Source organism: Polynucleobacter sp. MWH-UH23A (assembly GCF_040409805.1).
Lineage (GTDB): Bacteria > Pseudomonadota > Gammaproteobacteria > Burkholderiales > Burkholderiaceae > Polynucleobacter.
Genome location: NZ_CP099572.1, coordinates 1,887,284 through 1,904,974, shown reverse-complemented (window position 1 = coordinate 1,904,974; position 17,691 = coordinate 1,887,284). Strand labels below are relative to the sequence as shown.

Annotated in this window: 17 protein-coding genes and 1 other RNA gene; 15 read left to right on the top strand and 3 right to left on the bottom strand. The window is 45.5% G+C overall.

The window, feature by feature from the left end:
- Positions 1-27 precede the first annotated feature (27 nt).
- The 10 genes from NHB35_RS09885 to rnpB all read left to right on the top strand — a co-directional run bounded on the left by NHB35_RS09885 (position 28) and on the right by rnpB (position 10,812).
- Positions 28-918 carry a Tim44-like domain-containing protein gene (locus NHB35_RS09885; RefSeq protein WP_353432188.1) on the top strand — a complete coding sequence of 297 codons (891 nt, stop codon included), beginning with the start codon at positions 28-30 and terminating at the stop codon, positions 916-918.
- Positions 919-971: 53 nt separating this feature from the next.
- Entirely contained in the window at positions 972-1,592 is a 621-nt protein-coding gene (locus tag NHB35_RS09880) for a hypothetical protein (protein WP_353432187.1), read from the top strand.
- 3 nt (positions 1,593-1,595) lie between these two features.
- Positions 1,596-3,182 carry a ubiquinone biosynthesis regulatory protein kinase UbiB gene (ubiB, locus tag NHB35_RS09875; RefSeq protein WP_353432186.1) on the top strand — a complete coding sequence of 529 codons (1,587 nt, stop codon included), beginning with the start codon at positions 1,596-1,598 and terminating at the stop codon, positions 3,180-3,182.
- A 53-nt stretch (positions 3,183-3,235) separates the two neighbouring features.
- Complete coding sequence (locus NHB35_RS09870) at positions 3,236-3,889, top strand: DUF502 domain-containing protein (RefSeq protein ID WP_353432185.1); 654 nt, start codon at positions 3,236-3,238, stop codon at positions 3,887-3,889.
- Positions 3,890-3,905: 16 nt separating this feature from the next.
- The gene (aspS, locus tag NHB35_RS09865) at positions 3,906-5,705 is read left to right on the top strand and encodes an aspartate--tRNA ligase (RefSeq protein WP_353432184.1); all 1,800 of its coding nucleotides are present in this window, start codon (positions 3,906-3,908) and stop codon (positions 5,703-5,705) included.
- 29 nt (positions 5,706-5,734) lie between these two features.
- Complete coding sequence (nudB, locus tag NHB35_RS09860; protein WP_353432183.1) at positions 5,735-6,178, top strand: dihydroneopterin triphosphate diphosphatase; 444 nt, start codon at positions 5,735-5,737, stop codon at positions 6,176-6,178.
- A gap of 24 nt (positions 6,179-6,202) precedes the next feature.
- Positions 6,203-8,026: an ABC transporter ATP-binding protein/permease gene (locus NHB35_RS09855; RefSeq protein ID WP_353432182.1), complete on the top strand. Its 1,824-nt coding sequence runs from the start codon at positions 6,203-6,205 to the stop codon at positions 8,024-8,026.
- Positions 8,027-8,035: 9 nt separating this feature from the next.
- Positions 8,036-9,382, top strand: coding sequence for a glycerate kinase (locus tag NHB35_RS09850; protein ID WP_353432181.1), 1,347 nt, complete (start codon positions 8,036-8,038; stop codon positions 9,380-9,382).
- Between the two features lie 2 nt (positions 9,383-9,384).
- Positions 9,385-10,449 carry a dihydroorotase gene (gene pyrC / locus NHB35_RS09845; RefSeq protein WP_353432180.1) on the top strand — a complete coding sequence of 355 codons (1,065 nt, stop codon included), beginning with the start codon at positions 9,385-9,387 and terminating at the stop codon, positions 10,447-10,449.
- Between the two features lie 56 nt (positions 10,450-10,505).
- Positions 10,506-10,812: RNase P RNA component class A (rnpB, locus tag NHB35_RS09840), an RNA gene on the top strand.
- Here the strand turns inward: rnpB and NHB35_RS09835 are convergent.
- Positions 10,813-11,235: an OsmC family protein gene (locus NHB35_RS09835; RefSeq protein ID WP_353432179.1), complete on the bottom strand. Its 423-nt coding sequence runs from the start codon at positions 11,233-11,235 to the stop codon at positions 10,813-10,815.
- Positions 11,236-11,641: 406 nt separating this feature from the next.
- On the opposite strand from NHB35_RS09835, the gene rplM reads away from it, so the two are divergent.
- The 4 genes from rplM to erpA all read left to right on the top strand — a co-directional run bounded on the left by rplM (position 11,642) and on the right by erpA (position 14,123).
- Complete coding sequence (gene rplM, locus NHB35_RS09830; RefSeq protein WP_173956464.1) at positions 11,642-12,070, top strand: 50S ribosomal protein L13; 429 nt, start codon at positions 11,642-11,644, stop codon at positions 12,068-12,070.
- 9 nt (positions 12,071-12,079) lie between these two features.
- Positions 12,080-12,481 (top strand): 30S ribosomal protein S9, encoded by a 402-nt coding sequence (gene rpsI, locus NHB35_RS09825; RefSeq protein ID WP_173956463.1) that lies wholly within the window; start codon positions 12,080-12,082, stop codon positions 12,479-12,481.
- Positions 12,482-12,599: 118 nt separating this feature from the next.
- A complete protein-coding gene (gene argC, locus NHB35_RS09820) occupies positions 12,600-13,658 on the top strand; it encodes an N-acetyl-gamma-glutamyl-phosphate reductase (protein ID WP_353432178.1) in 1,059 nt (352 codons plus the stop codon).
- Between the two features lie 90 nt (positions 13,659-13,748).
- A complete protein-coding gene (gene erpA, locus NHB35_RS09815) occupies positions 13,749-14,123 on the top strand; it encodes an iron-sulfur cluster insertion protein ErpA (RefSeq protein WP_215316323.1) in 375 nt (124 codons plus the stop codon).
- Between the two features lie 15 nt (positions 14,124-14,138).
- Here erpA and NHB35_RS09810 read toward each other — a convergent pair whose 3' ends face one another.
- Positions 14,139-15,266, bottom strand: coding sequence for an anhydro-N-acetylmuramic acid kinase (locus NHB35_RS09810; RefSeq protein WP_353432177.1), 1,128 nt, complete (start codon positions 15,264-15,266; stop codon positions 14,139-14,141).
- A gap of 88 nt (positions 15,267-15,354) precedes the next feature.
- On the opposite strand from NHB35_RS09810, the gene tyrS reads away from it, so the two are divergent.
- On the top strand, positions 15,355-16,587 hold the full coding sequence (gene tyrS / locus NHB35_RS09805) for a tyrosine--tRNA ligase (protein ID WP_353432176.1): 1,233 nt from the start codon (positions 15,355-15,357) through the stop codon (positions 16,585-16,587).
- 11 nt (positions 16,588-16,598) lie between these two features.
- On the opposite strand, the gene ruvB is transcribed toward tyrS, so the two are convergent.
- On the bottom strand, positions 16,599-17,669 hold the full coding sequence (ruvB, locus tag NHB35_RS09800) for a Holliday junction branch migration DNA helicase RuvB (RefSeq protein ID WP_353432174.1): 1,071 nt from the start codon (positions 17,667-17,669) through the stop codon (positions 16,599-16,601).
- Positions 17,670-17,691: the final 22 nt, after the last annotated feature.

Below are 17,691 nucleotides of genomic sequence, written 5' to 3'. Positions count from 1 at the left end.
CAGTAGTCGATTAAAGGGGTAATCAAAATGAATCAACATTTTTTTAAAGCCGCATTAGTGAGTATCGCTTTGATTGTTGCAAGCGTTGGACATGTCGAGGCTGCTCGCCTTGGCGGAGGAAAAAATTTGGGCCGCGCCCCTAGTGCGCCAATTCAAAAACAAGCCACTCCCGCACAGAAACCTGCGCAACAGGCTCAGCCAACAGCTCCGGCACCAGCTGCTGCTCCACAAGCACCTGCACCAAGTCGTTTTGGTGGCATGGGTGGAATTTTGGGTGGATTAGCCGCAGGTCTTGGTATTGGCTACCTCTTATCGCACTTTGGTTTAGGTGAGGCAGCATCTTCATTGGTTACAGGCTTATTAATTGCGATGTTGGCTGGCTTTGTAATCATGTTCTTGATCCGTAGATTGTTGCCAGTAATGTCGCCGTCTGGAGTGCAACGCGCAAACCTTGGACAGCCTCCAAGACAGGAGCCTGCATTTATTCCAGCAGCTAACGCATTTGCAGATGTTGATACTGATCCTGAAACATTCAAATCAACTTTGCCGCCTGGCTTTGATGAGCGTACTTTTTTAGAAAACTCCAAACAATTTTTTGTGGCTTTACAAAAGGCTTGGGATCAAGGAGATTTGCAATCCTTACAAGAATTCACAACTCCAGAGATGTTCGCAAGAATTTCACAGGATCTTGCGGGACGCGTGGACTCTACTAATCAGACTGATGTCATTACGATTAATGCGCGTTTGCTGGGGATTGAAACCAATGAGACGCATTACTTCTGTAGCGTTCAGTTTAGCGGGGTCATTAATGAGCAGCCGGGGGCCCCGGCAAATGACTTCTCAGAAATTTGGAATTTAAGTAAGCCATTAGAGGGACCTGGAGGCTGGGTACTAGCGGGTATCTCTCAGTTGGTTTAAGCTTGAGGTACTTTCCGACGGAAAACCCGCACTAGTGCGGGTTTTTTACACTAATGAATACGCCAACTTCTTCCACACATACGATTGCCACTACAGCAGCTTGCCGTGGTATCAACCATGTTTTAGAAAGCGAATCTTGGGCCTGTACAGAATTATCGAAGCACGCAGAGAAAACAATCCTGCTGCAATTGCCTTTTGGGCAACTTGGCTTTTGTATTAGTAATGTTGGTCGTCTTGAGGCTTTAAAGGTAGTTGAGAATCCAAGCTTGGCTTTAGAGCTATCGGCTAGTGCTTTCGGGGATTTAGTTTCTAGTCCTAGAAATTTAAAAGAGCAGGCATTTAAAGCTGTCAAAATTACTGGTGATGCGGATTTGGCCCAGTTGATTGGTCGATTGGCTGGCCAATTGCGCTGGGAGTATGAAGAGGATTTGGCTCGCCTCCTAGGCGATGCTCCTGCTCATTTTGCGGTTCAAAAGGGAAAGAAGTTTATTTCGGCTACTAAGTCAGCTGCTGGGGATTTGCTGGACAATTTAGTCGAATATGTCAGTGAAGAGAGAAAAGTGCTTTTGAATATGCGTGACTTTATGGCTCATAAATCCGAGTTAAGTGATTTACGCGAATCTGTTGATCGTTTGGAAAAACGTATTCAGCATTTAGGGCAAAAGGGTAAATAAATCGTGCGCCGAATTGCTCGTCTCTCATTCATTTTCTTTACTGCTTGGCGTTATGGTTTATTGCCATTGCTGCGTGATGTTCTAAAGCCAGGTATTGGGCGTGGTTGCTTGACGGTAGTTTGCTGGACCTCACCAGGAACTGGTCTGCCAAGGGGTGAGCGTATTCGCTTGACGCTTGAGGCGCTTGGCCCGATTTTTGTGAAGTTTGGTCAAGTACTCTCTACTCGTCGCGATTTATTGCCTGAAGACATTGCTAATGAGTTAGCAAAGCTACAAGATCAAGTACCCCCATTTTCAAATGCGGAATCTAGACGCTTAATAGAGGCAGCCTTAGGACAGTCGATTGATGAAACATTTATTAGTTTTGATGCTAGCCCAGTAGCTAGCGCCTCTGTTGCTCAAGTTCATTTGGGTGTTTTGCGAGGAACAGAAAAACATCCTGAGTGGCAGGGCCTGCCAGTTGCTGTGAAAGTGCTTCGCCCTGGAATATTGCCAGTGATCGAAGGTGATCTTGCCTTGATGTATGACTTGGCAAAAATCATTGAAAAGAGTTCTGAAGATGGCCGTCGTTTAAAGCCTCGTGAAAACGTAGCTGAGTTTGATACTTATTTGCACGATGAGCTTGATCTCATGCGTGAGGCAGCCAACGCTAGCCAGTTACGTAGATATTTTGTCGACTCTACAAAGCTGATGATTCCAGAAATGTACTGGGATTTATGTCATACAAATGTCATTGTGATGGAGAAGATGGATGGCATTTCGATAGGGCGAACTGCAGAGTTACGTGCGGCTGGTGTCGACTTCAAGAAATTAGCAGCAGATGGCGTAGAGATCTTTTTTACACAAGTATTTGAATATGGTTTTTTCCACGCAGATATGCATCCTGGAAACATCATGATCAGTCTAGAGCCAGAGACTTTCGGTCGTTTTATCTCTTTGGATTTTGGAATAGTTGGAGCGCTTAGCGAGTCAGATAAAAATTACTTAGCGTTGAATTTCTTGGCATTCTTTAATCGCGATTACCGTAGAGTGGCGGAGCTGCATATTGAATCAGGTTGGGTGCCTGCCAATACGCGCGTTGAAGAGTTAGAGGGTGCAGTGCGTTCAGTGTGCGAACCCTATTTTGATCGCCCTCTCAAAGAAATTTCTTTAGGCATAGTGTTGATGCGCTTGTTCCAGACATCACGTCGTTTTAAAGTAGAGATTCAGCCGCAGTTAACTTTGTTGCAAAAAACTTTGTTGAATGTCGAAGGTCTTGCTCGACAGTTAGATCCCGATCTGGATTTATGGAAAACTGCCAAGCCAATCCTCGAAAAATGGGTGAGTAAGCAATTGGGTTGGCGTGGGTTAATTGATGGCTTAAAAGAAGAGGCGCCTATTTGGGCCAAAATTTTGCCAACTTTACCCCGCTTAATTGCTGATAGCTTGACTCAAAACCGACGCCCAATAAAAGATCAAAATGCTGAATTAGAGGTTTTAAAGGCGCTTTTGCTCCAAGAAAGGCGTACACATCGCCTGCTGGCAGGTTTCTTGCTATTTGCCGGCGGATTCTTAGCTGGAATACTGATCATTACCCTGGGCATTTATTAGCCTCTCGCTGATTGGGCTCTAACCCGCTAAAATAGCGGGTTAGGCAAAACACCATGAAAAAATACTTTATCGCTGGCATTCTTGTATGGGCTCCCATGGCGGTCACCATTTGGGTGATTACTTGGGGACTTGGCTTGCTTGATGGCGTTTTTGGCTCTGTCATGCAGGCCATTATTGCGATCTTCCCGCATCAGTTTGCTGCAGATTTACAGCATTTCAGAGAGTTACCTGGTGTAGGCATTTTGATTGTGGTTGCAGTGATTGTGTTGACTGGTGTTCTCGCGATTAGTTTTGCAGGACAGTGGTGGATTAAGGTTTGGGATAAGTTTGTAAATCGCATTCCAGTTGTGCGTTCAATTTACTCCAGCGTACAGCAGGTATCCTCAACATTATTTTCTGGTAGCGGTCAGGCTTTTAGTAAGGCTTTGTTAATTCGCTACCCACATGCTGACTCTTGGGTAATTGCATTCCAAACAGGAACTCCTGCTAAAGAGGTTACTAGCAAATTGGGTGATGGTTACGTAAATGTATTTCTACCAACTACACCAAATCCAACTTCTGGTTTTTTCATGATCGTGCCACGTTCGCAAACGATCGAACTAGAGATGAGCGTAGAGGAAGCATTGAAACATATTGTTTCAATGGGTTCGGTTCCCCCAAATAATTCCAGTGGATTAACTTCTCAAGAGTTACCACACCATTTTTGATTTATAGGAAATTGTTATGTCAATGCGTAGCCATAATTGCGGCCAGGTAACAGATGTACTGATCGGCCAAGAGGTCATTCTCTCAGGTTGGGTCAATCGCCGTCGTGACCATGGAGGCGTGATCTTTATTGACTTGCGTGACCGTGAAGGTTTTGTTCAAGTAGTTTGTGACCCAGATCGCCCAGAAATGTTTGCGCTCGCAGAGCAGGTGCGCAATGAGTATTGCATTCAAATTAAAGGCCTTGTGCGCGCACGTCCCGCAGGTACAGAAAACAATGACCTAGCAACAGGTAAGGTTGAAGTGCTCTGCCATAGCTTAGTGATTCTGAATGCTTCAGTAACACCACCGTTTCAAATTGATGATGAGAACTTATCTGAGACCACACGTTTAACACATCGCGTATTGGACTTGCGTCGTCCGCAAATGCAAAAGAACTTGCGTTTACGTTACAACGTTGCAATGGAGTGTCGTCGTTATTTAGATGACGCTGGCTTTATCGATATTGAAACCCCGATGTTGACTAAGAGTACGCCAGAAGGTGCACGTGACTATTTAGTGCCATCACGTGTACATGACGGTCAGTTCTTTGCGCTGCCACAATCACCCCAGTTGTTTAAGCAGTTGTTGATGGTGGCGGGCTTTGATCGTTACTACCAAATTACCAAGTGCTTCCGCGATGAAGATTTGCGCGCAGATCGTCAGCCTGAATTTACTCAGATAGACTGTGAAACCGCTTTCTTAAGCGAATTAGAAATTCGAGATTTGTTTGAAAACATGATTCGCCATATTTTCAAAAAGACCATGAATGTTGAATTACCAAACCCATTCCCAACGATGCCGTATTCAGAGGGTATGGCGCGTTTTGGTTCCGACAAGCCTGACCTTCGTGTGAACTTTGAGTTCACCGAGTTAACAGATTTGATGAAAGATGTTGATTTCAAGGTGTTTTCAGGCGCTGCAAATCAGGTTGGTGGGCGCGTAGTGGGTTTATGCGTACCTGGCGGCGCTGAAATTAGTCGTAGTGAAATTGATGACTACACACAGTTTGTTAGCATTTATGGCGCCAAAGGTTTGGCTTGGATTAAGGTGAATTCAGTTGCGGAAGGTCGCAATGGTTTGCAATCACCTATTGTCAAGAATTTACATGACGCGGCGATTGAAGGTATTTTGAAGCGCACTGGCGCAAAAGATGGCGACATTATCTTCTTTGGTGCTGATAAAGAAAAGATTGTGAACGACGCTATTGGTAATTTGCGTCTACGCATTGGTCATTCCGCTTGGGGTAAAGAGCATGGCCTCTTTACAGAAGGTTGGAAGCCTTTATGGGTTGTTGACTTCCCTATGTTCGACTATGACGAGGGCGAAGCACGCTGGGTAGCTTGTCACCATCCATTTACCAGTCCTAAGGATGAGCACATGCAGTATCTAGAAACCGATCCTGGCAAGTGTTTGGCTAAAGCGTATGACATGGTTTTGAATGGCAGTGAGATTGGTGGCGGCTCTGTGCGTATTCATCAAGAGGCAGTTCAGAGCCAAGTATTCCGTGCGCTAAAGATTGGTGCCGAAGAAGCGCAAGCAAAGTTTGGCTTCTTGTTAGATGCTTTGCAGTATGGCGCACCTCCACATGGTGGTATTGCATTTGGTTTGGATCGCATTGTTACGATGATGACTGGTGCTGAGTCAATTCGCGATGTGATCGCTTTCCCTAAAACACAGCGCGCGCAATGTTTATTAACTCAGGCTCCAAGCCCAGTAGATGAGCGTCAGTTGCGTGAATTACATATTCGCTTGCGTCAAGCTACGCCTGCAGCATAAGCTACTTAAATCAACCAGTAGTATCTATCTTGAAAATCCCTATTTCGGTTTTAGTTGTTATCTACAAATCGAATAGGGATGTTTTATTGATAGAACGTGCTGATCGTCAAGGGTTCTGGCAGTCTGTCACTGGCAGCCTAGATGCGCCAAATGAAGATTTGGCTTTAGCAGCAAGCAGAGAGGTGTTGGAAGAGACGGGTATTGCCGTTGATCAATTGCCAGCTGGATCTCTGCGCGATATGCATCACCGTATTGAATACGAAATCTATCCTGAGTGGCGCTTTCGTTATGCCCCTGGTGTTACCCGCAATACTGAACATTGGTTTTCACTTGAAGTGCCCGATGGGATTCAGATTCGGTTAGCGCCACGGGAGCATGTTGCCTACGAATGGTTGCCATTTGAAGAAGCTGCAAAGAAATGCTTTTCTCGTAGCAATGGCGAAGCCATTATGAGCTTATTCTCAGCAAAGTGAAGCGGAAGCGAATAAGATAGGACGATGAGACATTCATCGGGTCAACATCGGTCTAGCGGCGAGTTAAATACGTCTCAGCGTGGTGATTGGCGCGTTATTCGCGATCTTCTCCCTTATTTACTGGAATATCGCTTTAGAGTCATTTTGGCTCTAAGCTGTTTAGTCGCTGCGAAGTTCGCCAATTTAGGCATTCCAATTTTGATGAAAGAGTTAATTGACTCTTTGGATATTAAGGCGAACTCCCCTCAAGCAATATTAGTTGTTCCTGTTGGCATCATTGTTGCTTATGGCTTATTAAGAATCTCAGCCTCTTTATTTGCCGAGCTACGTGAAGCCTTATTTGCTCGCGTCACTCAAAATGCGGTACGCAAGGTAGCGCTTCAGGTTTTTGAGCATTTACATTCACTTGCTCTTAGCTTTCATTTAGCTCGTCAAACGGGTGGTGTGAGTCGAGATATTGAGCGCGGTACTCGAGGCATTCAGTCACTGATTTCATATTCGCTCTACAGTATTTTGCCGACCTTAATTGAGTTCTGCTTAGTGCTTGGCTACTTCGCATACTCATACGACATCTGGTTTGCAGCAATCACTCTTGTAGCTTTAGTTTTGTACATTGCATTCACGATTGTGGTGACCGAGTGGCGTACACACTATCGTCGCGCTATGAATGAAATGGACTCAAAAGCCAATCAAAAGGCAATTGACTCCTTATTGAACTTCGAGACTGTTAAATATTTTGGTAATGAAGCTTTTGAGACTGCCAGATACGATGACAATCTTTTACGTTATCAAGTTGCAGCCATTAAATCCCAGAAAACTTTAGCTTTCCTCAATTTAGGTCAGCAGATCATTATTGCGATTGGTTTGATGTTGATTTTGTGGCGCGCCACGCTTGGAGTCGTAAATGGATCGATGACGCTGGGCGACCTGGTATTGGTCAATACCTTAATGATTCAGTTGTATATCCCTTTAAATTTTCTGGGGGTCATCTATCGCGAAATTAAGCAATCCCTCACAGATATGGATCGTATGTTTTCTTTGCTCAACACAGAAAAAGAAATTGCGGACTCTCCCAATGCGCATCCCTTGCATATTGACAACCCGAGTCGCGGTCCCGATGTGCGTTTTGAGAATGTCTCTTTCTATTATGAAAGTAAGCGAGAAATTCTTCACAACGTTAGTTTTAATATTCCAGCAGGTACAACGACCGCGGTTGTGGGTCAGAGTGGCGCCGGCAAGAGTACTTTGGCACGATTGTTATTCCGCTTTTACGATGTGCAGTCAGGAAAAATCATCATTGATGGTCAAAACATTCAAGATGTGACGCAGTTAAGTTTGCGTAAAGCTATCGGCATCGTTCCACAAGACACCGTCTTGTTTAATGACACCATCGGTTACAACATCGCATACGGTGACCCTTCTGCGAGTTTTGAAGAAGTGCAGGAAGCCGCTAGAGCTGCTCAAATAGATGGCTTTATTAAGCACTTGCCGGATGCTTATCAAACTCAGGTGGGTGAACGGGGCTTAAAGTTATCAGGTGGGGAGAAGCAACGCGTTGCTATTGCAAGAACGCTATTAAAAAAACCAGCAATGCTGATTTTTGATGAAGCTACATCTGCCTTGGACTCCAAAACAGAGCGTGCATTTCAGGAAGAATTATTCAATTTGGCAAAAAATCGTACGACACTCATTATTGCGCATCGTCTTTCGACCATTATTCACGCCGATCAAATTTTGGTGATGGATCATGGGCGGATAGTAGAGCGGGGTACTCATCTAGAGCTATTGTCAGCCAAAGGCAAATATGCCGAGATGTGGCAAATGCAAGAGCGTGCAGGGCTTGATTAGAATAGACCAATGACGCAGCAACATTCCCAGCCAATACGTACCGAGACCATTCTCAAAAATGCCTTTGCTGCGGCGGTGGCAGTAGCAGATCCGCAAGTGATTGTTCCTCAATATTTAGCAAAGATATTTCCAGCGGGGCAAGAGCCTAAGGGGAGATGTTTAGTAGTGGGTGCTGGCAAGGCAAGCGCATCTATGGCAAGTGCTTTAGAAACGTACGCTAAAGAACATTGGCCTCAAGTCAAGATGGAAGGTGTTGTATTAACTCGCTATGGACATAGCTCACCCACTTCTGACATTCAAATCATTCAAGCGGGTCATCCGGTGCCAGACCAAGCAGGGATGAATGGTGCTAAAGCTATATTGGAACTAACACAAGCTCTCAAAGAGGGTGATGTATTAATTGCTTTGGTTTCTGGTGGTGGATCCAGTTTGTTAACGCTGCCAGTCGAAGGAATTTCTATCGATGATATGCGTAAGACCACCGAAGCATTGCTTCGTAGCGGTGCGCCTATTGAAGAGATGAATATTGTCCGCAAGCACTTATCTGCGATCTTAGGAGGAAATCTTGCGAGATGTGCAATTGCTCGTGGTGCACGAGTGGAGGCATTGTTGATTTCAGATGTTACTGGTGATTCGCCTGCGGATATTGCAAGTGGCCCTTGTGCAGCTGATTATTCAACTTATTTAGATGCACTTAATATTATTGAGTCCTATCGCTTGCAAGAACTGATTCCAGAATCAGTAATGAATCATCTGAAGCAAGGCTTGGCAGGTCAGAAACCTGAAACTCTAAAAGATGCTGATCTAGTGAGTGCAAGAGTATCTAATCATGTCATTGCAACCGCTTATAAGAGCCTAGAGGCCGCCGCAAATTTTGTCTATGCTCATGGGTATGAGTCTATTGTATTGGGCGATACGATTACGGGTGAAGCTCAGGAAGTGGGAGCGATGCAGGCACAGTTGGCACGCGAGTATTTGGCAAAGATGGATAAAGCAGATAAACCTCTTGCGCTAATTTCTGGTGGCGAATGTACCGTGACGATCCCTGCGGAGACTAAGGGTCGTGGTGGCCGTTGCAGTGAATACCTACTTTCACTGTTTGCCAATAGCGCTGATTTGCCTAAGATGGCTGCATTAGCAGCGGATACTGATGGCATTGATGGTAGTGAAAAGAATGCGGGCGCATGGTTTGATGGCGGTATTCGAGAGTCTGCTAAAGCGATGAATCTAGAGCCAAAAGAATATTTAGTCGCCCATGACTGCTATGGATTCTTTGCGCAATTGGGTGCTTTAGTGGAAACTGGCCCTACACTTACGAATGTCAATGATTTCCGCATCATCTTGCTTAATAAATAATTATGTCGAATTTAAATACGCTCTCAAGAATTGAAATGATCCAGCCAGATGACTGGCATTTACATATTCGTGATGGTGATGTGATGAAAGATGTCTTGGCTGACACTGCGCGTCAATTTGCGCGCGCAATTATCATGCCGAATTTAAAGCCACCAGTGACTACTGTAGAGTTAGCAAAAGCATACCAATCCAGAATTGAAGCCAACTTAAAGGCTTTAGGCATTACTAGCTTTACTCCACTGATGACCTTGTATCTCACCGATAACACCACTGCCGATGAGGTTCGCAAAGCAAAGGTCGAGGGTATTGCTGGTTTTAAGTTATATCCCGCTGGGGCTACAACAAATAGCGATGCTGGCGTTAGTGACATTAAGCGTTGTTATCAAGCGCTAGAGGCGATGCAAGCCGTTGGTATGCCATTGCTGGTGCATGGTGAAGTGACTAGTGCCGATATTGATATCTTTGATCGTGAAGCGGTATTTATTGACTCTGTGCTGGAGCCATTACGTAAAGATTTTCCTGAATTAAAGATTGTGTTTGAACATATCACTACTAAGCAAGCTGCTCACTACGTACGAGATGCTCACACTGGCGGTAAAAATATTATTACGGCAACGATTACGCCTCAGCATTTGTTGATGAATCGCAATGCTATTTTTGCTGGAGGTATTCGTCCTCATAACTACTGCCTGCCAGTATTAAAGCGTGAAGAGCATCGAGTTGCTTTAGTTGAAGCTGCTACTAGTGGAAATTCACGTTTCTTCTTGGGTACGGATAGCGCTCCTCATGCTAAGGGAGCGAAAGAGGCTGCTTGTGGTTGTGCGGGTTGCTATAGTGCCTTCAATGCATTAGGTTTGTATGCTGAAGCATTCGAGAGTGTTGGCAAGCTAGACAAATTAGAGGGTTTCGCCAGTTTCTTTGGTCCCGACTTTTATGCTTTGCCGCGCAACACAAAAAAAATTACATTGTCCAAACAGCCCCAAGCTATTCCAGCGGAATTGCCATTGGGTGACGCAACGATTGTTCCACTGCGTGCCAGTGAAACAATTGCTTGGTCATTGGTTTAATCGACACTTTTATTTTTATCAGCTAATTTGCTCTGACTGCGTTAGACTGCAGGCGCAGAGTCAATTAGGCAATCGCCGCCTCTTTGTTGAGGGGGAGGAAAGTCCGGACTCCATAGGGTAGGGTGATGGCTAATGGCCATCCACGGTGACGTGAGGAACAGGGCCACAGAGACGAGCGTATTTAGTTACGGTGAAACGCGGTAACCTCCACCTGGAGCAATCCCAAGTATGCAGACGATGAGGCGTCCCGCTGAGTCTGCGGGTAGGGAGCTTGAGCCGTCAGGTAACTGACGGCCTAGAGGAATGATTGCCCCTAAATGAAAATTTAGGCGACAGAATCCGGCTTATCGATTGACTCTGCACTTATTCTGCAATTACTTGAACGCTGTATGTCAGCTCAGCAGTTTTTGCCAGCATTGTTGTGGCAGAACAGTACTTTTCATGTGATAGTTTGACGGCGCGATCTACTTTTGCCGTATCCAAATCTTTGCCCCTGACCTTGAAGTGCAAGTTGATTTTGGTGAACACTTTTGGGTCCTCGGTCGCCCTTTCTGCCTGTAGGGTCACCTCACAGCCACTAACAGCCTGACGGGATCTTTGTAGGATCAATACGACATCAAAGGCTGAGCAGCCCCCGGCGCCAGCCAAAATGAGCTCCATTGGCCTTGGGGCTAGGTTTCTACCTCCTGCTTCAGGGGCACCATCCATGTTTACAAGGTGCCCGCTGCCAGTTTCTGCAGAAAAAGTCATGCCGCCATTACCCAACCAAGAAACTCGACATTCCATATTAGTGACTCCTAACTTACAAAATTAATCAATATTATCAATAGTTTATCAATTTTTAATGGGTTCATAGTTGTTGCAGGGCAACATAAAATTATTGATTTTGGTCAATTTTCTTGCATTGCAGTAAGTTCTTTGTGTAGAATGACCATATTGGTAGTCAGTCTTATACAAGACTGCGACTTACCTCCCAGTGTCTCCTCCACCCAAACATAGGTGGATTCCAACCCAGGACTAGTTCCTGGGTTTTTTTTGGGTTACAATTCAAGGCTTTACTGGATTGTCGAATAGTCAGCGGCAATCGTTGTACCAGTTAAATCGCTGAATCTGCGAGCTTGCAAACATAAGCAGGGCCAAAGTGGATGTTGTTTGATTGGAGTATTTTTTGACTATAACAATTTGAGAAATCATGAAAACTTTTTCCGCAAAATCCCATGAGGTAAAGCGTGAATGGTTCGTGATTGACGCAACGGACAAAGTCCTCGGTCGTGTCGCCAGTGAAGTGGCACACCGTCTACGCGGCAAGCACAAGCCTGAATTCACTCCACACGTTGACACTGGCGACTTTATCGTCGTGATCAATTCATCTAAGTTACGTGTTACAGGCACTAAAGGCTTGAACAAAATGTATTACCGTCACAGCGGATACCCAGGTGGTATTTCCGAGACGAACTTTGACAAGATGCAAGACCGTTTCCCAGGTCGCGCCTTGGAGAAGGCTGTGAAAGGTATGTTGCCAAAAGGCCCACTCGGCTACGCCATGATCAAGAAATTGAAAGTCTATGGCGACGCTAATCATCCGCATGCGGCTCAACAGCCAAAAGCGTTAGAGATTTAAGGAAACCAAATGGCTATTAATTACGGAAGTTGGAATTACGGTACAGGTCGCCGCAAGAGTTCTGTTGCGCGCGTTTTCATCAAGTCTGGCAAAGGCGAAATTACTGTTAACGGTAAGCCTATCGATGCTTATTTTGCTCGTGAAACATCACGCATGATTGCTCGTCAGCCTTTGGCTCTCACATCTCACCTCACTACCTTTGATATCAAAGTAAACGTATCTGGTGGTGGCGAGACAGGCCAAGCTGGTGCGGTACGTCACGGCGTAACACGTGCTTTGATCGATTATGACAATGCGTTGAAGCCTACTCTGTCTAAGGCAGGTTTGGTTACTCGCGATGCTCGTGAAGTTGAGCGTAAAAAAGTTGGTCTGCATGGCGCGCGTCGTCGTAAGCAGTTCAGCAAGCGCTAATTTCTTTCGGTCGCTGTTGTTTTATCGAAAGGGTCGCGCAAGCGGCCCTTTTTGTTTCTACAATGAGGTATATAGAGTTTGAATACCATTTCTCGATTTGGGCATCTTGGGGAAAGACATGATTAAAGTTGGCATCGTTGGCGGTACTGGATACACCGGAGTGGAATTGTTGCGTTTATTGGCACAACATCCTGAGGTCAAGATCGTCGCTATTACTTCTCGCACAGAAGCTGGCATGCCAGTAGCTGAGATGTTCCCATCATTGCGTGGTCGCGTTGATCTGAAATTTACAACTCCAGATGAGGCCAAACTGAATGAATGCGATGTGGTTTTCTTTGCGACACCTCACGGTGTTGCAATGTCTCAAGCAAAAGAGTTGTTAGCAAATAATGTCAAGATTTTGGATCTTGCTGCTGACTTTCGTTTAAAGGATGTGAAAGAGTTTGCCAAGTGGTATGGCATGGAGCATAGCTGTCCAGAAATTTTGGCTGAAGCGGTATATGGCTTGGCGGAAATTAATCGCGAAGAAATTAAGAAGGCGCGTGTCGTCGGTTTGGCTGGATGCTATCCAACATCAGTGCAGCTAGGACTTGCACCATTGTTTTCACCAAAGTCGACGGGTGGAAAGCAGTTGATTGATGGCGAGCATATTATTTCGGATTCGAAGTCGGGCACTTCTGGTGCTGGACGTAAGGCCGAGATTGGTACTTTGTTGTCCGAGGCAAGTGATAACTTCAAAGCCTATGGTGTTAAAGGTCACCGCCATCTTCCTGAAATCGTACAAGGTTTAAAAGCGATTGCTGGTCATGATCAAATTGGCTTGACCTTTGTGCCACACCTCACGCCGATGGTGCGGGGAATTCATTCGACCTTATATGTACGTTTGACCGAGGCTGGTAAAGATGTGGATTATCAGAAGCTCTATGAGAACTTTTATAAGGATGAGCCTTTTGTGGATGTGATGCCTGCTGGCAGTCATCCTGAGACTCGTTCGGTACGGGGTAGCAATGGGATTCGGATTGCAATCCATCGTCCAGGCGGTGGCGATACATTAGTCATTTTGGTCGTGGAGGATAACCTAGTAAAAGGTGCTTCTGGACAGGGTGTGCAGTGCATGAATTTAATGTTTGGCTTGCCTGAAACCACAGGTCTTACCCAGATTGCTGTATCGCCTTAATGATCGTGGGGGTATGAATTTATTCCCCTTCAGCAAGTTAGGCATTAAAAGCCTAAAATAAGACATTGCCTTTTGAATTAGGAGTAAATCATGACTGAATTGGCTACGCAAACTACACAAGACTTAGCTGAGCCACCAACCCCTTTGGTGTTTACAGATGCTGCTGCCGCTAAAGTGGCTGACTTGATTGCAGAAGAAGGTAATCCAGAGTTGAAGTTGCGTGTATTCGTTCAAGGTGGTGGTTGCTCTGGTTTCCAGTATGGCTTTACCTTTGATGATGCTGTAAACGAAGACGACACCCAGTTTGAAAAAAACGGCGTGACATTATTGGTGGACTCAATGAGTTTCCAGTATTTAGTTGGCGCTGAAATTGATTACAAAGAAGACATTAATGGATCTCAATTTGTTATCAAAAATCCAAATGCAACAACGACTTGTGGTTGTGGCTCTTCTTTTTCTGCGTAAGAACAATTAATGCATTTAAGCGGGATAGCAAGCACCTAGAATTCTAGGTCCCTTAGATCCTGTGACGGCTGGCAAATTTGCTGGCCGTTTTTGTTGGTGAGCCCAGGCAAGCCATGCAAAGGCTAAGCCTTCAACTAGTTGTGGATCAATCCCCTCGGTATCGCTGGTAGTAATTTCTAGGGGATGCTTAAAGAATTCAGCACTCTTGGATTTAAGTAAGTTCATTAGGGCGGTATTGCGGGCGCCACCGCCACACACAATGAGCTTCTGGGTTTTCGGGGCATGACGAGCAAGCGCCTCTAATGATGAGTGTGCGGTGAGGTGAAGCAAGGTTGCTTGCACGTCTTCCAAGGTATGGTTTTCATTTCCAAGTTTTTCTTGCAACCAAGCAAGATGAAAATCATCTCGGCCAGTACTTTTAGGTGGTGCTTTTGAGAAAAAAGAATCCGCTAAAAAATTTTTGAGCAGGGCTTGATTAGGATTTCCTTGGCTTGCCCAGTTGCCATTTTTATCAAAGGCATTTCCTTGATGCTCATATATCCAGGCATCCATCAACATATTTCCTGGCCCACAATCAAAGCCTGAAACCTCTCCGTTTGCTGGTAGTAAGGTCAAGTTTGCTATGCCGCCGATGTTCAGAACGGCAATATCTTCTGTCGATGAAAATTGCTGTGCATGAAATGCAGGAACTAAAGGCGCGCCATGGCCACCTGCGGCAATGTCTCGACTTCTAAAATCAGCAATGACTGTGATTCCTGTTTTTTCGGCAAGAAGTGCGGGATTCAGTGTTTGGTGTGTGTAAGCAAGCTCGCCGAGTTGCGGTTGATGACGAACAGTTTGTCCATGAGCGCCAATAGCGGCAATATCAGAGGCATGCAATTTTGATTTTGCGAGTAACTGTTTGACCGCATCTGCATATGCAAAAGCTAGGGCATTTCCGGCCTGTTTGTCGCGATGAAGCTCATTAGGACCAGGGCTTTGAAGCTCAAATAAGGCTTTACGCAATTCTGGCTGAAAGGGGAGGCTTACCGCTTCCAGGGCAACAGCCTCCCCGTTCGGGCCAATTTTGGCAAGCACCGCATCAATCCCATCTAGGCTGGTGCCTGACATGATGCCGATATAGAGGGAATGGGGCTGATTCATGGGGTTCTAGGCTTTGTTCTCAGGAATGCGACAATTATGCTTTAGCAATTTAAATACTAATTTAACTGTATCAGTTATCAGAATCAGCATGACGGATAAACCAGAACAAAAATATCCCTTAACCCCAGAGGTTTTTGCTGCCCTCGAAATCACGAAGCGTGGTTGCGATGAGCTGTTGGTAGAGGCTGACTGGGTCCAGAAATTGGCTCGTAGTCAGGCCACCAAGACTCCTTTGCGTATTAAGTTGGGCCTAGATCCAACTGCGCCAGATATTCATTTGGGTCATACCGTTGTCTTGAATAAGTTACGCCAATTACAAGATTTAGGTCATACAGTGATTTTCTTGATTGGTGATTTCACGAGCATGATTGGCGATCCATCTGGTCGCAATGCAACTCGCCCTCCATTAACCGCAGAAGAGATTGCTGTGAATGCGGAGACCTACTATCGCCAAGCGAGTATGGTTTTAGATCCGGCTAAAACAGAAGTACGTTACAACAGCGAGTGGTGCGATCCTTTAGGAGCTAGGGGCATGATTCAGCTAGCTGCTAAACATACTGTTGCACGAATGTTAGAGCGTGATGACTTCACAAAGCGCTATCGCAACGGCGTGCCGATTTCAATTCATGAGTTTTTGTATCCACTGATGCAAGGTTATGACTCAGTCGCGCTCAAGAGTGATCTAGAGCTCGGTGGAACCGATCAAAAATTTAATTTACTCGTTGGTCGTGAGCTCCAGAGGGAGTATGGTCAAGAGCCGCAATGCATTTTGACTATGCCATTGCTGGTAGGTCTAGATGGCGTTGAGAAAATGAGTAAATCGAAAGGGAACTACATTGGTATCAGCGAGCCCGCTGGCGATATGTTCGGTAAGCTTTTGAGTATCTCTGATGATCTCATGTGGGATTACTTTACCTTGCTGTCATTCCGACCCATGTCTGAGATTGATTTGATGAAGCAGGAAGTTGCCGCAGGACGTAATCCAAAAGATTGCAAAGTACTTCTTGCCCAAGAGATTGTTGCGCGTTTTCATTCACAGGCTGCTGCAGAAAAGGCTCTAGAAGACTTTAATCACCGCGCGAAGGGCGGTGTTCCAGATGATATTCCAGAGGTGAATTTATCTGGTGCGCCCATGGGCATTGCAGCGCTCTTAAAGGCTGCTGGCTTGGCGCCATCCACATCTGAGGCGATGCGTAATGTTGAGCAAAATGGTGTGAAGGTTGACGGTACAACCGTATCTGATAAGCAGGTGAAGATTGAAGCAGGAACTTACGTTGTGCAAGTAGGCAAACGCAAGTTTGCTAAGGTTACGCTTAGCTAAATCAGCTTTAATTAAATATCTAAGCTACCTGTTCCGCTTGGCGGAGTCAGGCCGAAGTGCTCGTATGCTTGCCGCGTAGCAACGCGACCACGTGAAGTTCTCTGTAGGTAACCTTGTTGAATGAGATAGGGCTCGAGTACGTCTTCAATGGTATCGCGCTCTTCGCCAATTGCAGCGGCTAAGTTATCAATTCCTACAGGGCCACCATCAAACTTATGCAAAATGGCTTCCAGTAGTTTTCTGTCCATGACATCAAACCCACTAGGATCAACATCTAGCATTTTCAAAGCGGCATCTGCTATAGCTTTGGTAATCGTTCCTGTACCTTTAACCTCTGCATAATCGCGTACGCGACGTAGGAGTCGGTTTGCAATTCGTGGTGTGCCACGAGCACGTTTGGCAATCTCAACTGATCCATCCGGATCAATCTTGGCTTTCAATAGATTTGCTGAGCGATCGATAATTTTTGTGAGTTCTTCGGTGTTATAGAACTCTAATCTAGCAACGATGCCGAAGCGATCGCGTAAGGGATTGGTCAACATACCAGCGCGTGTTGTTGCGCCAATCAAAGTAAATGGTTTGAGATCAATCTTGACGCTACGGGCCGCTGGTCCTTCGCCAATCATAATGTCTAGGCTGTAATCTTCTAAAGCGGGATACAGAATTTCTTCTACAACTGGCGATAGTCGATGAATCTCATCGATAAAAAGCACATCATTTGCTTCTAGGTTAGTTAATAAAGCCGCAAGATCGCCTGGCCTATCTAAGACAGGCCCGCTAGTTTGGCGCAAATTTACGCCAAGTTCTCTGGCGATGATATGTGCCAATGTAGTTTTGCCAAGACCTGGAGGACCAAATAACAAAACGTGATCGAGCGCTTCTTGTCGTGCTCGGGTAGCGCTGATAAAGATTTCTAATTGGGCACGCGCTTTGCTTTGACCGACGTATTCATCCAATTGCTTGGGTCGCAAGGCTTTTTCAAAAATGGCTTCGGAGTTTCCTGCGGCGCCACTGACAAGGCGATCTTTACCTTCAGGTAAATCCTCAGGGATAGAGCTTAGGTCGTCAGTATGAATTGCCATGCTATGAGTTTATTCGGTTTGG